This window comes from Paenibacillus sp. FSL R5-0908 (genome assembly GCF_038006245.1).
GTDB classification, from domain to species: domain Bacteria; phylum Bacillota; class Bacilli; order Paenibacillales; family Paenibacillaceae; genus Paenibacillus_AQ; species Paenibacillus_AQ odorifer.
On sequence record NZ_JBBOUV010000001.1, the window covers coordinates 5,402,786 to 5,419,765 of the forward strand.

13 protein-coding genes are annotated in these 16,980 nt (G+C 41.4%); 3 read left to right on the forward strand and 10 right to left on the reverse strand.

The genetic code is table 11. From position 1 onward, the window contains the following. Positions 1–13: 13 nt before the first annotated feature. The gene (locus MKZ09_RS24620; RefSeq protein ID WP_076104352.1) at positions 14–862 is read right to left on the reverse strand and encodes a sugar phosphate isomerase/epimerase family protein; all 849 of its coding nucleotides are present in this window, start codon (positions 860–862) and stop codon (positions 14–16) included. Between the two features lie 182 nt (positions 863–1,044). Here MKZ09_RS24620 and MKZ09_RS24625 point away from each other — a divergent pair, with 182 nt between their 5' ends. Continuing rightward, positions 1,045–1,950 carry an AraC family transcriptional regulator gene (locus MKZ09_RS24625; RefSeq protein WP_076205005.1) on the forward strand — a complete coding sequence of 302 codons (906 nt, stop codon included), beginning with the start codon at positions 1,045–1,047 and terminating at the stop codon, positions 1,948–1,950. Between the two features lie 469 nt (positions 1,951–2,419). Here MKZ09_RS24625 and gnpA read toward each other — a convergent pair whose 3' ends face one another. From gnpA to MKZ09_RS24645, 4 genes are all read right to left on the reverse strand, one after another. Next, a complete protein-coding gene (gene gnpA / locus MKZ09_RS24630) occupies positions 2,420–4,579 on the reverse strand; it encodes a 1,3-beta-galactosyl-N-acetylhexosamine phosphorylase (protein WP_218643116.1) in 2,160 nt (719 codons plus the stop codon). Positions 4,580–4,605: 26 nt separating this feature from the next. Then, positions 4,606–5,460: a carbohydrate ABC transporter permease gene (locus MKZ09_RS24635; protein WP_076205012.1), complete on the reverse strand. Its 855-nt coding sequence runs from the start codon at positions 5,458–5,460 to the stop codon at positions 4,606–4,608. 9 nt (positions 5,461–5,469) lie between these two features. Next, positions 5,470–6,411 (reverse strand): carbohydrate ABC transporter permease, encoded by a 942-nt coding sequence (locus MKZ09_RS24640; protein WP_244886367.1) that lies wholly within the window; start codon positions 6,409–6,411, stop codon positions 5,470–5,472. A 90-nt stretch (positions 6,412–6,501) separates the two neighbouring features. Then, positions 6,502–7,977 (reverse strand): carbohydrate ABC transporter substrate-binding protein, encoded by a 1,476-nt coding sequence (locus MKZ09_RS24645; protein WP_076205016.1) that lies wholly within the window; start codon positions 7,975–7,977, stop codon positions 6,502–6,504. Positions 7,978–8,324: 347 nt separating this feature from the next. Between MKZ09_RS24645 and MKZ09_RS24650 the strand changes: the two genes are divergently transcribed. Then, positions 8,325–10,064, forward strand: a complete 1,740-nt coding sequence (locus MKZ09_RS24650) for a cache domain-containing sensor histidine kinase (RefSeq protein WP_076104348.1) — start codon at positions 8,325–8,327, stop codon at positions 10,062–10,064. A 4-nt stretch (positions 10,065–10,068) separates the two neighbouring features. Beyond that, positions 10,069–11,685 carry a response regulator transcription factor gene (locus MKZ09_RS24655; RefSeq protein WP_076205019.1) on the forward strand — a complete coding sequence of 539 codons (1,617 nt, stop codon included), beginning with the start codon at positions 10,069–10,071 and terminating at the stop codon, positions 11,683–11,685. Positions 11,686–11,724: 39 nt separating this feature from the next. On the opposite strand, the gene MKZ09_RS24660 is transcribed toward MKZ09_RS24655, so the two are convergent. The 5 genes from MKZ09_RS24660 to MKZ09_RS24680 all read right to left on the reverse strand — a co-directional run bounded on the left by MKZ09_RS24660 (position 11,725) and on the right by MKZ09_RS24680 (position 16,930). Continuing rightward, positions 11,725–12,747 (reverse strand): hypothetical protein, encoded by a 1,023-nt coding sequence (locus MKZ09_RS24660; protein ID WP_076134563.1) that lies wholly within the window; start codon positions 12,745–12,747, stop codon positions 11,725–11,727. Between the two features lie 76 nt (positions 12,748–12,823). Next, on the reverse strand, positions 12,824–13,714 hold the full coding sequence (locus MKZ09_RS24665) for a hypothetical protein (RefSeq protein WP_076205023.1): 891 nt from the start codon (positions 13,712–13,714) through the stop codon (positions 12,824–12,826). Between the two features lie 465 nt (positions 13,715–14,179). Next, the gene (locus MKZ09_RS24670; protein WP_076205079.1) at positions 14,180–14,722 is read right to left on the reverse strand and encodes a DinB family protein; all 543 of its coding nucleotides are present in this window, start codon (positions 14,720–14,722) and stop codon (positions 14,180–14,182) included. A 67-nt stretch (positions 14,723–14,789) separates the two neighbouring features. Further along, positions 14,790–15,737: a helix-turn-helix transcriptional regulator gene (locus tag MKZ09_RS24675; protein ID WP_076205026.1), complete on the reverse strand. Its 948-nt coding sequence runs from the start codon at positions 15,735–15,737 to the stop codon at positions 14,790–14,792. After that, entirely contained in the window at positions 15,734–16,930 is a 1,197-nt protein-coding gene (locus MKZ09_RS24680; RefSeq protein ID WP_076205030.1) for a macrolide family glycosyltransferase, read from the reverse strand. Before MKZ09_RS24680 ends, MKZ09_RS24675 begins: the two co-directional genes overlap by 4 nt. Positions 16,931–16,980 lie beyond the last annotated feature (50 nt).

Genomic DNA, 16,980 nt, shown 5'->3' on the forward strand with positions numbered 1-16,980 from the left:
ACCTCTCTTAAAGTTAGTAACTAGTGCGTCCTAAAATAGCATCCATCGCTGCAGATGTATTAAAAATAATTTGCTCCGAATAATGCGTATATGGCGGTATCATTTCTCCAGTAACATAATTGCTGTAGCCGATCTCTTGCAGTGCTTCCATAACAGCAGGATAATCCACATCCCCAGCAAGTAGATCAACAAATCCATGAAGTCCTCCGGCTGCCCGGCGGTAATCTTTGAAATGCACCTTCTTGATTCTATGGCCTAGAATCCGTATCCACTGCTCTGGATAACCAGAATGAACGATATTCCCTACATCCAGATAGGAACCTACATAATTGGAGCCTACAGCATCAATAAAAGAACGTAATTCGAGCGGAGACAGCAGGAATTTATTCCACACATTTTCAATCCCAATAGAAACACCCGCCATTTTAGCATCCTGAGCTAGATCACTGATCGCCTTCAAGGCTCGATCATAAGCTTTTTCATAATCGACTACTTCACAGCCCTCAATAAAATCGACACCAACCGCACCAGGAATGACAAGAATCGTATCTACGCCAAGTGTTGCTGCCAGCTCCAATTGTTTTTTACATACATCGATAGCCTTCGTCCGGTTCGCCGCGGATTCACTTGTCATGGCATATGACCAATATAGTCCTGTCGCCAGTCCTGCAATTTCTAACCCCATCTCCTGAATGGAATTTCTGATCTTAATAGCTTCTTTCTCAGTGGTTTGCAGGCCAAGTTCACCCGATTCATTCAAAGACAATTCAATTCCATCGAACCCCGCCGCTTTAGCCAGACGTGCACATTCTTCGATCTCAGTACCTTCGCGAAACGACCAAATGTTTATTCCCTTTTTCATCTGAATCCTCCTCAAATTTGTTATTTTCCGTCTTTTAAGATCCTACCCTAAATGCCCTTATATCCTTGATTTATTTATATTATAATAGATTGTAAGTTAGATTTATTTAGGTGAACAAGAGATTTTTTGCACGATTCCGGTCTATTTAGTAAATCATTTTATACTGTATGGGAGGTTTATTCGTGGCTGAAAAAGAACCCCGTTATCCCCTGAGAAAACAGGTCCCTTCCCGGGAGTGGTCACCTGGCATTCACTATGCACAATTCCAAACCCTCTCACCTTGCCTCTTCCCAAGAAGAAGATTGTATGATTTCGAGCTGCTATACGTTCGCCAGGGGAAATTATCAACAAAGATGGATACGAAGGAATATATCCTGAATTCAGGACAACTGATATTTCTTTCTTCCGGGGTATATCATCAGAATGCGATTGTCTCAGATTCGGAAACCAAACTCATTGGGATCCATTTTGATTTTTTTGGGGAATCGATTATTACAAGCGATGAAGACATGCTGGTCAATGAGGAGGAGGTTATGGCCGAGAAGTTTGCCTTGGAAGCTGTGACCACTCCTTTTATGCCATTGTCACAGGAGCCCATTTATACCCCGCCACCCGAATGTATCCATGCGATGGAACAGCTCGTGCATGAATTTACGATGCGGCCTGCCGGTTATGAATGGGTCTGTCGGGGGTTACTGCTCGGCGTTCTAACCTCGCTGCTCCGAACACAAAGCTCCCGGAATGCTGCCAAATCTTCCGTTCATACCGGGCGGATCAGAGTTTTAATCGATGAGATGGATTCAAAGCTAGCAGACCGCTGGAGCAATAAATCCATGGCTGGTGCCATGAATATGCATGAAGACCATTTCTCCAAGCTATTTCGTGAGGTAGCTGGCATGCCTCCTGGTGAATATCTCCGTTCCATCCGGCATCGGGAAGCTCGCAAGCTGCTGCGCGAAACGGATTGGCCGATTGAACAGGTCGGTGATAAGGTTGGTTATCCTGATATCCATTATTTCAGCAGGGTATTTACTACGAATGAGGGGATTTCTCCGCGGGCTTATCGCAAAATGTCCCGGATACTCTAGATACGGAAAACTCAAAATATCTCAATCCAAGTGAGAAAAACCTGCCAAAAACATTGAGGGGGATGGATCATCTGCTTTGTATGATACCTGTGGGGGCCGATAAACAATATACATTGTACGGTGAGATGTGCAATATGGGGGGCGGCGAACGTTCGTGTTTTCTGCGTTAATGCAGTATGCGGGGACGGCTCTAAAAATAATTAGGGAAAAACTCCCTGAAAACAGCCAATATTCGCTCTAAATGAACGAAATCAGGGAATTCCTCCCTAATAATAAGAGGAATTTCTATAATTGCTAACGAATCAGCTAAACTTTGGGGAGATTTTCCCTGATCATTAGTCTGATGACCAAAAATCCCGGAATTTCAGGGAGAAATTCCCCAATCACTCTATCGAAGCGGTACAATTCAGGAAATTTGGAGATAACAGCAGCCGGAAGTCTAATTATTCGCCGTAGTTACGGCTGACTCTTAATGTGTGATCTCAAATTGAAACCATACACTTTCCATCCCACCCAACTCTATTTCTTGGATCACGGCGTTGTCCATCAGGATCGTTGTCTTTTGGATCTCGGAAGTGTTATTTACGGCACAATATCGACCCGTCTCAGGATACGCGTGACATTCAACATTCGGATTCACTGAGAACCATGAATACAATTGCTCCTCTTGATGTGCGGCCCAAAAGATCGCTCGGCTGAGTAGTCTGGTATTCTGAATACTGTACGGAAGTCCAGCGATATAAAAGCCCCGCCCCTGACCAAATGAGTTCACGGCAAGATTGCAGCTGCCTTGGTGTACGTCCAATATTTCTGCTCCGGCCTCCGCTTGATAAATCATGGTCATCCCTTCACCATAATTAATCTCACCTTCCAGATCTTCCGTTATGAAATGATCCTGCACAAGCGTTACCTTGGGCTTATTGATGCTTGCTGTAAATCCAATTTCCTTCTGAACACCCAGAATATCCGCTAGTTGAAAAAGAACCCCTTGATGTTCATAAGCTGATGGATCACCAATCCCAATAAAACCGCCCCCTTGATCCACCCACTCACGAAGTGTTGCCACAACTTGCGGATCGCTCCATTGATCTCCACCGCTCCAAGAGGTGTGTACATCACCCGCGTTAATAATCACACCGATACTAGGATCAATCCCACACAACCTGATGTCATCAAAGCTTATAAACTCAATGTCGAACGGCAAGCCCGCCAGTGACTCTAATGCCCCTATGTAGGAATAACATCTTTGATTCCATAAAGAATGAGCCACTTGATGTGTCTGCCAGCTTCGAAGGGAGCCCCAAGTATTCAGAACCGCCACTTTAAAAGGAGCTTTAAAAGGCTGTGTCCCTTCTGCATTGGCATGAATCCCTTTGAACTGCGTCGCAATCTCTGTCACATGATCTATAAAATCCGGGAATTGATGCGCTAGACTTAAATATCCGCCATACCCCATCCTGCCAACTGGTTTACGCATGAGCGCACGCCGGCATTTGATCCAGATCGGCACGGACTCTCCGACAGGGTCTCCCCCTTCAAAAAAGATATCTGGAAAGAAGTAAGGATAGAAACGTGCCTCGGTATCCTTAATAGGTATATCCGCAATCATACGGGTTGTAACGCCATCTCCTGCTGCCCCAACCACTGCGTCGAGCCCGATCTCCGGAAAATATTTGCCATAAGGCTCTGTGCCCGCCCAGTGATCCCCAAAAAACATAATCGCTTTCTTCCCGAAATCATGCACCATATCTACACATTGTTTCGCATAACCTGCGATGAATTTCTGATTGAAGTCCATCCAGTCCAGATATCTTTGGGTCGGGTTCTTAAATGGTGTGTTAAATCGCCCCTGATCCACAAAATCTTCCGCAGTCAATCGGTACCCATAAGCTTGTTCGAATTGCTCTAACGCAAGTGGACTCACACAACTCAGATAGCCAAACCAATTCACCTGTTTCTCCTTACCTTCCTTGTTAAAAATCAAATCAAAATTATAAAAGAAGGTCGTAAAACGTACGATATCTGTCTTGGGATGTTTCTTCAGCCAATCCTCCAACACCTTCAAAACATGCTCTTGAGCCTCGGGATAACGAACATCCAACGGTAAACGATGCTCCTCATCCCAATCATTCGTGATGTGATTGTACATGGAGACTGGCTCCCATTTCTGGTAGGCCAAGAAACTGACCGTATATTTGTGAAATTGTACCCCCTGCTCAAGCGTGACAATCCCCTCTGCATAACTCCAACATTCAGAAGGTAATACCTCTCCTGTAGTCCGGTTTACAACCTGCCAATATTTTTTTATATCCACATCTGTGTTAGGAATAAATTGATCGGCAAAATAATCAGCCATAATATCGATGGTCTTCACCTTTGAAGTTACTATTACTGGAGCAGACATCAGATAAATCTGCTGTCTATATTGCGGATGCTGCTTCGCCCACTCGTTGTCCTCACGGACAAGACAAAGCGTTGAATAAATTTGCAGACCCATATCGAGAATGTCCTGCGATAGATTCGTGCCATCACTGTCACGTACGGCATCTACACCCCATCTTTCGACGAGATCACCTATGACCTCTTCCATCCCTGTTTCACCAGGCAGTGTAAATCTTCCTTTGTCCACGTAAATTCCCTCCATGTCTTTGTTGTTCAGCCCTTAATTCCGCCTGCGCTTATTCCTTGGAGCAATTGCTTTTGTCCTATCACATATAAAAGAATTGTTGGAATCAGCACTAGGATCAGCGCGGCAAATAGTGCACTCCAATCTGTAGCATAACGTTGAACCTCAAAAAGATTGGCTAAACCTACTGGCAATGTTTTTTTGCTATCACTTTGAATTAAGACCAATGCCAGCGGATACTCATTCCAAAAGCCCATCGCTGCCAGCATACAGACCGTCACAATCCCCGGTTTAGCAAGCGGCGCAACAATTCTGACGAGCACTCCTGTGTTGCCACAACCGTCAATCTTAGCGGCTTCTTCATAATCTCTAGGGACGGACCTCAGAAATCCACTTAATACAAAGATGGCAAAGGGAAACTGCAGAACAGCGTAGATCAAACTGAGCATCCCGCGATTGTCCAACATCCCGAATGAATTCACCTGCAGAAATAAAGGAACCATAATGTAGGAGGCTTGCAGAAAGATACAGGCCATATAAAGGTTAAGGATTAGTTTGGAGCCCCAAAACTTAAATCTCGTTAAGACATAAGCCATAGGAACCACAAAAATAACTAAAATCGCCGTGGATAACACCACAAGAAAGATAGAGTTCAGGAAATAACTCCCCATCTTGGATTTCTGAAAAGCACGTACATAGTTATCAAAGTGTAAGGCTTGTGGAAAGGAGAAGGGGGCGGTCAGAAATTCCGTATTGCTTTTAAATGAAGCTAAGAGATTCCATACAAACGGATATAACAAAACAATGGTGGCTACAATCAGAAACAGCCGTGTGATCCAGTTGGCAATATTCATTTTTAGAAGACTTTGTTGATTGCTCGTCATCCTTCTCCCCTACCCTTCTGCTCGATTTGTAAGTAGTCTGGACAGAAAAGAAAGCACAAAGGCGAACACCAGCGTAAATATAGCTATGGCCATGGCATAACCAAAGTTCGCATTCTGGAAGGCCTGCGTGTACATGTAGTGGAGTAAAACAGTAGTTCCACCTGCCGGACCACCGCCAGTCATTACAGTTACAACTATAAAACTTAAATTGATCGTACCTGCCAGAGACAACACAAACGTAATGCCAATAATATCTTTTAGCAGAGGGATCGTAATACTGGTAAGCTTCCGGAAATATCCCGCACCATCAATAGTCGCCGATTCAAACACATCCGCAGAAATTCCATCAATCGCAGCGATATACATGACCATATAATAACCAACCGCTTGCCAAATCAGCGTAACGGCTACACACCACAATGCTGTTCGGCTATCTCCAAGCCAGGGTCTGCTCAGTTGATCTAATCCGATGCTCCCCAGAATATTATTCAAAATGCCCATATTGGGATGAAACACAAAGGACCAGATAATTCCGACTACCGTCAAAGAGATGATACTAGGAAAGAAAAATACGGTTCGGTAAAATCCTCTTTCCTTCAGCTTCGTCTGCGTTAATAGAAAAGCGAGCACCAGCCCAAAAATCAACGTAATCACTGGCACAACCAGCATCAGTTTAAATGTATTGCTCAGAGCTTTGAGGAACATCTCATCTTGAAACATATATTTATAGTTATCCAAAAAGATAAACTTGTTCTCATCACTCATCCCGGTAGCATCCGTAAAAGACATAAAAAATGCCCGAAAGGTTGGAATAATCATAAATACGAGGGTTAACAGGAGCGTTGGAATCGTGCATACCGCTATGAATAGCTTAGGATTTCTGGTTTTCGCTGTCCTAATCTTTGATTTCCTCTGTCTAGGAGCTACTTCTGCCAGCTGCATTTCAGACATCTTTCTCACTCCCCTTCATACAAAATGCATCCCGTTCATAGATAACCTTATCCATTCCTAACAGGATGCATTTGCATGAGATACTATAGATTATTTACTAGCCGCTTTCTCTTTACGAATCTGTGCAAAAGCTTTTTCCACATTATCCATCCATTGATCTGTGGTCATTTGGCCTGTCATCACTGGTGTGACCGTATTCTTGAACATTTCAGTGACTACACTAACCTTGGAGCCCTTCGGTAACGATTGCCAGCCCTGTAGAATAGAAATGGAACCATTATAAGCCTCAAACATGTCATAGACACCTTTAGTCAAAAATGGCTTAGACAGCTCCTTCGCATCGTTAAGCGCATACGCCCCATTCGCTTTTTCCGCGAATAGTTTCACAGACTCATCGGTATACAGGAACTTCAAGAATTCCTTAGCGAGCTCAGGATTTTTGGCCTTAGCAGGGATGGAGAATTGCTCGTAGCTGGAAAGCACATACTTCTGATCGCCTTTATTGAACACAGGTACAGTTGTCATTCCAAATTCAAACCCATTTTCTCTAGGTGAATCCTTCATTTCATTTTCCATCCAGTTCCCGTTTACGATAAACAAAGCTTTACCCATCATCATATCGGTCTGCGACTGTGTATGGTTCAAGGCAACCGTGCCGTCCATCAGATAACCGTCTTTAGAGATTTTATAGAAAATATCCAGTACTTTTTTGATCGTGTCGTTCTTAAATGAACCTTCCTCATAAGCATAGACTTTATCCAGCGTTTCTTTTCCCCCCGCACTCGCAATGGCCGGGTAGAGAATTTCCTCCAAATAATCCGGATAGATACCTTGGTAAGTGAATAAAGCCCGCTTCGTTTTGGTTCCATCTGCATTAACCAGGTAGTTCTCCTCTTTGTTCAGCTCATCACCTAAAGCAAAGAACTCCTCCCAAGTCTCAGGAACACTCCAGCCTTTTTCTGCGAACAGTGTTTTATTGTAAATCAAGCCCATCGGTCCAGCATTAAAAGGTGCGAGATACGTCTTTCCATCTTGATAGGGCTGAAATCTTGTACTGTCCAGCATCCCCGGTAGAATCATATCCTTAAGCGTCTCCTCTTTATCAAGCGCTTTGCTTTCAAATACATCGCTGATATCTAGCAGTCCTTTTTCTTTAATCAGTGAAAGCACGATGCCACTTTGCTCTGTATCTGTAACGGAAAGGAAGTCGGGAGGATTACCCGCAACAATCTGCGGCCGGATTACTTCACCAACTTTAGGATTAATCGTCATGTTCACTTTCACACCTGGATAAGCACTTTCGAATTTGCTGACAATTTCATTCCAATAATCCGCACCATATCCCCCTTGGAATACAGCAATGCTAAGTTCCTTGTTATCAAAATCTTTAGCAGGTTCTTCTTTAGTATTCTCGGCGTTCGTTGTACTTGTAGCTTGCGCGGTGCTCGCAGCTTTCGTTGAATCAGATTCATTCGAGGCAGCAGGTTTATTATTGCTGTTCCCACAGCCGAGCAACCCCACACCTAGCAGCATTACTGCTAATAATGTACTCATAGTCTTTTTCATAAACGCCCTCCTTAAGATTTTCTTGTAAACGCTTTTTTAATAATCTAAGTATAGAAGGATTTACGCTATATTTACATTTACAATACAAACCTACCTATGTATTATCTTATCCATCTTCCAATGCGAGCTCGTATAAGCTTATTCATCAGGGTCACATAACCTGTAAACTTAGCCGTTAACGGAATGGATAATATTATCCATTCCATAGATTATTCTCACTTTTCGCCGCTGCATATATATTCCATAGTTCTTTTTATGTTAACTTGTAAGTAAAAGATAGTGAATGGGAGGTCATCCACCTGAGTCGACGCAAAGGGAAGCTGCATTTTCCTAATCCTCCGCAAATCATGCGCAAGGTTAAAATTCAAAATCGCTTAACCGTCATTTTCTTAATCGTATCCGTGATCCCAATCATCTTTATAGGTTTCTACTCCTACACCATTTACTCCAAATCTATTAACAATAAATTAAGTAAATCCACATTTCAGGCTTTAACACTGCTTAATCGAACGATGTTAAGTGAACTTAACAACTATCAATATCTTGCAGGCTCTGTTTCTACCAATAGTATTATTCAGGAGCGTTTATCGGCAGCACCAAATGAACCCGCTCCTAGCAATGCTGCCATTAATCATGCCATGGACAATTTATATAGAACCATCTACCCCGGATATGTCCAGAACGTTCGGGTCATCGACGCCAAGAACCAACCTATTTATGAATTAGGCTACGACGGCATCCCCAATCCTAAGTATGAAGAAATTATGAAACAAGTAGAGCTGAATGCCCCTTATGACAGTCTTAACTATGTAAAAAGCTATCGCGCTTACAATACCATTGTCCTGGGCCGGAAAATTTTTGATCAAGATGACATTGGCGTTCCCTTAGGTCATGTGTTTGTTTTTATTGGTGGGGAGTTATTTTCAAAAGTCATTCTTTCCAGTGTGGATTTAGGTACAGGTTCCAGTCTCCTTATTATGAATAGGGAGGGAAAAGTAATGTCCTCGAATCAAAAGGATACGCCGCTAGGAGAACCCTATTATAAAGATGAGCTTTTTAAGCAAATCAAGACACAAGAGGCAAAGAAAAACCATTCCTTCCAAGGCATGGTCAATGGAAAAATGCAGCAAATCTCCTATATTAACAATAATCAATTAGGCTGGTACATGATTTCTACCGTGCCCTTCTCTTATATCAATTCAGAGACAAGTAAAATCACCACTGGACTACTTATTGTTGTCAGCATCATTGTAGTCGTGTGTATTCTAATTATTATCGTATTGTATAAAAGCATCCTGAAACCAATCAAACAAATCATCGTCTTCTGCAATCAAATTTTTTATGGTGATCTATCGAGTCGGATCGAAGATCACAGCAACGATGAAATGGGCGTGTTGGCCAATAGAATTAACAGTATGGTCAGTAGAATGGAACAGTTAATGAAGGATCAAAAGAAAGATCTGAAAAGAAGACGTTCTCTCGAATTGCAAATGCTGCAATCGCAGATTAATCCTCACTTTCTTTTTAATACACTTAACTCCTTACGATGGCTGGCGATGATTAACCAGGTTCCCGTCCTTAGCGACGGCATCTCCTCACTAGCTGAATTGCTGCGTAGTACCATTATCGATCAAGATGAGCAAATCACCATCAAGCAGGAGCTAAACAATCTGGATCATTATTTTGCCATTCAAAAAATACGTTATGCCGACAGGTTTGACATTGAATATGACTTGGATGAGTCTTTATTACAGAGCATGATCCCCAAGCTCATCCTGCAGCCGATCGCAGAGAACGCGATTCTTCATGGAGTTACGGATATAGGAGGAAAAGTTCTAATCCAAATTAAGGTATACGCAAAAAATGAATATACCCTTATTATTGAAATCATCGATAACGGAAAAGGGTTTGACACCACCAAATCTGAAAAGGCTGACAATCTGTCGGGTATCGGAATTTCAAATGTGGCCGATCGTATTAAACTTCAATACGGTGAGAGTTACGGGCTGTTCATCACAAGCTCTATGGGTCACGGAACCTGCTGCCGCCTAATTATCCCTAAACAAACATACGAACTTAAGGGGTGATACTATGTATCCTATGTATAATGTAATGCTAGTAGATGACGAACCTATTGTTAAAGTCGCGCTCAGAACCATGATTCCATGGGAAGAGCTTGGATACATGATCTGTGCTACTGCCTCTGACGGAGTTGAAGCCTTAACACTGGTAGACAAGTTTAATCCCCATATCATCATTACAGATCTCAAAATGCCTAATATGGATGGTTTGCAGCTGATAAAAGAACTGAATAACAGAGGGTTTGCAGGAAAAATTCTGGTGGCCAGCAACCACGGGGAGTATGAGTTAGTTCGTGAAGCCTTAGTGCTTGGTGCTATAGATTATATGCTGAAGATTAGTATGAAAACGGGGGATTTGATCCATTTGCTGGAGAAATCTACGAAGCTAATTCAAGAGCAGCTTCAATCTAGGCAGCAGCAGGAGACCCAAACACAGTTATTACAACACAACTTAAAAAGCGTGAAAAATGCGCTGCTAAAAGATTATTTCACCGATCCTTATTACGATGTGCAGCAGCTTGATCAGCATGAGGCTATAACATTCGCTTTCAGCGAAAGCAGCTGTTATTTATTCTACATTACTTTTGAGCAGAATAACGCCACCCAAAACGAAAGACAAAATCACATCTCCGTATCCTTTATTGAAAACATCATCTTGGATATCTTGGAGACCGTAGATCAGTTAGAAATTATTCAGCTAGAATCTAATGGGCTGCTGCTTCTAATCTCCTGTGATACCTTAGACGATCATCAAATTATCCGCACAGACTTTATCCAGAGGGTCATTCGTTTAATCAAAATGTATATTTCTATCACCCCTACTATTGTTTTTTCTGATCCTGTACGGGGATATGCTGAAGCAAAACGAACCCTAGAGCAATGTAAAGAATCCTTGCAAATCCAATTTTACAACGAAATAACGATCATAGATCCAAAGGATGTCCATTTAAAGGATACGCTGGACTTCGAGGATGTACATGATTTCTCGACGCAATTAATTCAGAACTGGAAGCTTTCAGGGGTTGAAGCCGTTACTCAAGCAACTCAGCAATTTCTCGACACCTGTAAATCCAAGCAAATTAATCCTGCTGAAACCAAAAAGTTCATCGTAAATTGTCTGCATTATCTTCCCTTATGCGATGCTCATCTCATTGTCGAGGATCCAAAGCTTTTGAAGACCTATATAGAAAATATCGCCAGCAGTAAACGTACCACTGACGTTCTATCTATAATGGAGCTTGTGTTCCAATTATTCTCCCATCAAAAGCAACAGATCTTAACTACACACAATAGAGATGTTAAACAAGCGATTGACTATATCAACACACATTATCAGAAGAAGCTGACCTTATCTCTGATTGCCAAGCATGTCAACTTAAGTGAGAACTATCTGTCCAGAATCTTCAAAGAAGAAGTGGGGCAAAGCATCATTCACTACATTAATACTGTAAAAATGGAAAAAGCCGCAGATTTAATACTTAAAGGGAATCCATACATTAAAGAAATTTCCACGCAAATCGGTATACACGATCAATTTTATTTCACCCGGTTATTCAAAAAACACTTTGGTGTTAATCCTAGTGAATATAAGAATCACGTTCAGGCCACGCTTGGCTCAGGAAATTAAGACCATTCCAACTCTTTTTATGGGACGCGGTTCCTGATTTTATGATCCTTTCACAACCTGAATGTTATTGATGAACCCTTCTTTAGGTGCAAATATGGAATTAAACGTCTTAGTCTGTACATCATACTCGAATAACCCTCGTTCGTTTTTAACGATGGCTATTGTATAAATTTTACTAGCGTCTTTTGAGTAATTGGCCTCTCCTCTTTGCAATCTTGTAGTTTCCCACTTACTCAAACTGGATGTTTTCAAGACTGTATCATAATCCATAACCGTTGAGGGTACTTGTCCCTTATTATATTCTTTGTCACAAAAAGCAATCACATGGCCCTCTTTTTTCATTAGCATACGAATCCAATAATTTTTACTGAAAAGTTTTGTATTCTCTTTCAAATCGTAGTCTGTTTCGTACACAGTATAGGTTGGCATTTTAAAATTGTTCTGTCCCGCAGGACCATCTTGATGAGTTACACTATATTTTCTTTGTTTCAAAGAATAAGCTGAAGCATAGATTTTTTGGTTGTCGTGATCTAATGTAATAGCCTCTACGAGCATGTCATCATTACCCCAGAGTTTCATCTTGTGCGTATCGAGATCAATAGCTCCTAATCGTATAGCTTGCTCTCCTTTAACATTAGCCACAAAAAACAGTTGATTTCCTGAAGGAATAATATAGTTAACAGCAAATAGATTATTCGTTATTTGAGTACTTTTTTCATTCGCCAAATCTCTAACAAAGATCTGATCTCCATAATCTTTGTCTGTACCTACTCTTTGAGTATAGTACACTAATTGATTAGGCTTATCATAAAAGCCCAGCGGATATTGAGCTGTATAATCGAATTGAAAGACGTTTTCCATCTCTTTAGTAGCTGTATCATAACTTAGTATTTGAGTCTTTATCGCTCCGTTTTCATCCGCAGTAGCATACTCTGAATAAGTCATCGTAATGTAATCCGCTGTTGGTGTGCTTATTGTTTCCAGACTAGCTTCCTTAGATGAGCATGAGCTCAGTAATGCTACTACCAGTAACAAACATGTCAAGTTCATTATTCTTTTCATGACACTCACTCCTTAAAATCCATCTCTATAATCGATTATGCCTATGGCTTTAAGCCACAGGCATAATCTATACATCTTAAAACTGATAGTAGTATCTACCTGAAAAAGATAAGATATCACTGTAAGTATAACCGAATTGTTGACTACTCCAGCCCCAAAAATAATTATCTAAAACTGCATCATATAGAGTACCAATGTCGTTTTTATATACAGTTTTAACAATTTCAGTGTCTAATGCTCTAGCGGTGATTGGAGTTCCATGGATTGCATTATCAATTTGTCGCTTGGTTGCGACGTCACCTGCTTCTAATGTCTTACCACTTGATCCTTTTGTGCCAGATCCACCTACACCAGCCCGAAAAACAGTAAATCTACCCTCACCAGTTACAGCACCTCCCGAGATAACTACTTTTTGACCTGATCCGTATGTGTAAGTACCTGCAGCTAAACGTCCTGGATAAGGGACTGTTGTACTTGGAACATCAGCTGCTACTACTTGCTTAGGGGCAATACTTTCATCAACATAGACACGATTTATATGTCCATCAGAACCATACATAACTACCGTGCCTGGAGATGGTTCTGGAAGGCCAAATCCAAGATCTGTCACTGGTAAATCTTTAACAGATTCTGCTACAGCTTTAAAATAATCATCCTCAGCAGCTCTTCCTTTAATATCTGGTACTTCTAATGCACGCATTATGCCTTGTTTGTCCCCAGCATGATTCGCTGAACTTGTATCATATGTTATGGTTGGTTCTTGCTCTGCATCATAAGTTAGAATTGCGCCTGGTTCTAAAGTTGTTGGTATCTTATTCTTCACCGCTTCCAAATCAATTTGTACTTTTACTAGAGCAATACTATTAAGTTGAGAATCGCTGGAAGCATTTGCCATTAAAGAACTGGACAAAAATAAGGCAGTAGATAAGCTTACAGTTACCAATTTCATACTTTTTTTTAATTTCATCTTAACTTGGCTCCTTGGTATAAGTAATATATTGAAGATTTTAAATATTGCAGCTTATTTCTACGTTTCTAAAAAAACCTAACGTGTAAAACACTAACCTCCTTTCAACAATCAATTATGTAATTATATACTAAAATTTGCTAATATTATGTTACAACCCAACTTCAAATTCATTACAATTTTCTAACTTTATGAAAAAATCCCATTATATATATTTAAAATTTTTAAAACATTAATCAAAAGGGGCTCCTCTAAAATTTCCTTCTATGAGATTTTCACGGCGTGGACAATTTCATGCTGACAGTACTCATGGAAAACTCAAAGAACAGCATGAGCAACTTTTTAAGCCAGAAACAGTAATAGAGTAGTGAATCATCGAAGGTACTTCTAATCCATCTATCAGATCCCTTTTAATACCAAAAAAGAGGCCTTTGCCGTAGATTAGCAAAGGCCTCTTTTTTGGTATTACATCACTTTCAGAAACAACTCTTTGTTTAACCGCTCCAGCTGCAGGAGATGATGACGATAGTGCATTTCAATAAGTAGGAACCATTCCTCCGCGCATAATCCACCGAATCGCGGGTGAGATACGGTATTTTGTTTGGACGCTTTTTCAAGAGAGGGTTCGATCTCTCTCATTCTTTGAATGACTGTACGTAACCCTTGAATTAATTGTTCTTTGCTCTCCGGCTGCTCCGGCGTATATTGGGCGGAAGGCGGAACCTGAATACGAATGGGCGGAAAGCTTCCTTGCGCAAATATAGCCGCACCATCCTCAGTTTTCCCCACATGAGCTACTAAGGGATCTTGGTCGAGCACAAGGCATTGATCAATATTACGAAGCTGCATATACAGCGCCGAGTTAATGAGATGCTGAAACATCTGTCCGATGGACCACTCGTTTTCACTCGGCTTTTGCTTCAGCTGCTCCAGATTGAATCGCTCCAATTCTTGAATATAGTATGTCGCAGTTTCTTCAAATCGTTGTAAGACTTCTTTTGTTGTAATCATCATATATCAGCTCCTGTAGTCATTGATGGTCCAAGTATACAAAAACGCTACTGACAGCGTTATGTCAGTAGCGTTTTAACATTATTTCTATTTCATTTCTAACCTGATCACGGAAAGATTCGGGCTCCAGCACAACCATACCGCCTCCCCAGCCAAGCACCCAATGCAGCAATTCCCCTGGCTCGCGAACGCGAAAAGTAACAAGTAACCCCTTCGCATGCTCCTCAATAGTTTCCATATAGAAATTATTTGATTCCCTTACCTTATCGGCTATGTCAGCTTGGACTAAGATAAGCACATGAACGTTGCGATCATCAGGAGGTTGGTATACCTCCAGATGAAAATCTGCTGGCAGTATAAATTCATCTTCCAGATTAATAAGCTCCCTCATTCGGGATAACCGGAAATGACGGATGTCTTGACGCAATTCACACCAGGCGATGAGTACCCATGACCCGTGATGAAGCACAAGTCCATAAGGAGCAACCGTACGAATACTTTGACGGTTCCCATCGGCTTCGGCGATTCTTTTGGAATAACAAAATCTTATTTTCCTTCCCTCCGATATCGCTCCACGAATGGCTTCCAAACATGCCTTCTCTTGTATGGGTGCTATATCTTCTGCGGATGCAAATAAACGAAAACTTTTGCGAATCTGTGATGCTTCACTGCGGATAGCTTCCGGCAGGATGGCTTCTATCTTTGCTTTAGAACTTCTAGCCTTATTACCATAGTGTGCATCAAACCGCTGCTCGATAAAATCAGTTCCGATAAGCAATGTCACTGCTTCGTCCAGCGTGAAACTAACGGGTGGCAGGAAATACCCCTCGATTAAGGAGTAACCCTGCCCTGGCGCTCCTATAATGGATACGCCCGCTTCACTCAGTGCCTGAATATCCCGATAGATCGTTCTTACGCTCGTTTCAAACGTAGCAGCCAAATCCTCCGCCCGTAACATTTTGTTACGCTGCAGTTCAAGCACTATAGCTAACAACCGGTCCATTTTGTTCATACGACTCCCCCTCCCCGAACAATCTCATCAACAGCTCGTCGATACCCACCCGAGTTCCGAAACGATTCGCTGATATTGGAGACAGCTTTTTTATAAGATAAATCGCTTAATACATGATCTACGGCTTCTCGTAGTTGAGTTGCAGTTAAACTTTGCATTTGTAACTTAATGCCTGCTCCGACATGGACGACTTGCTTCGCAATTATTGGCTGATCCGCACTTTGTGGAATTACAATTAGCGGAACCCCGTAATAAAGCCCTTCATTGATACTGTTCATTCCACCATGTGTAATAAATAATTTTGTGTATTGCAGTATATCCGTTTGTGGAACATAATTTTTCACGAAAAAGTTTTGCGGAATTTCCCCTAAATCAGTGATTTGGACTTTATCTCCAATTGACATCACAATAGTGTGCTCCGTGTTCCCCAATGCTTCAAAACAAAGTTTATAGAATTCAATGGCTTGGTTAAAAACTGTGCCGAGTGAAATGTAAATTAGTCTTTTCCCCTTAATTGCCATGAGGTCGAAGTTTTCTGGAGCTAATCGTGAAGAGATGGAGGGTCCTACAAAGATATAAGACGGGTCGAAAGCTTCTCCCTCAGGTTGAAACTCCCTAGTTGTATAAACGATAGTAAGTGGGGCAGGATTACAAAACACTTCATAAGGGGATTGGATGTCCACATCATATTTGCCCTTCACCATTTGCGTCAAGCTTTGGAATTTATCCTTTATAGGATTAGTTACTTCTGCAGGAACTGTAGTATAAAATTGTTCTAACATTTCATCGAATGCTGCTTTTGTCTGCGCAAAAGAAGTACAGGAGCTAATGGCCGGAAGCCTAAGAATTTGAGCTAACAAACGTCCACAACCAAACATAGAATCATGGATGATGTAATCAAAATGCTCCCCTTTGATCTGTTCAAGAACGCTTGGAATAACTATATCTGCCGTAAGTAAAAGACCGTTGATTCTTTCGAGTACATAAATTCTTCCACCTGAGATAAAAGCTTGTATAAATTTCTGATCGTCAAATGTTCGTACTGTAGCCCCCGTCATCTCCATACGCTCTCTGAAAGCTTCTATACAAAAGTACACTACCTCTTCGCCACGCGAAATAAGCTCTTCCACAACGCCCATCGTGGGATTAATATGTCCCTCTGATCCACCATTAATAAATAACACACGCGCCAATTGTAATCCTCCTTAACTATAAATCATTTTTATATTAGATATTATAAACA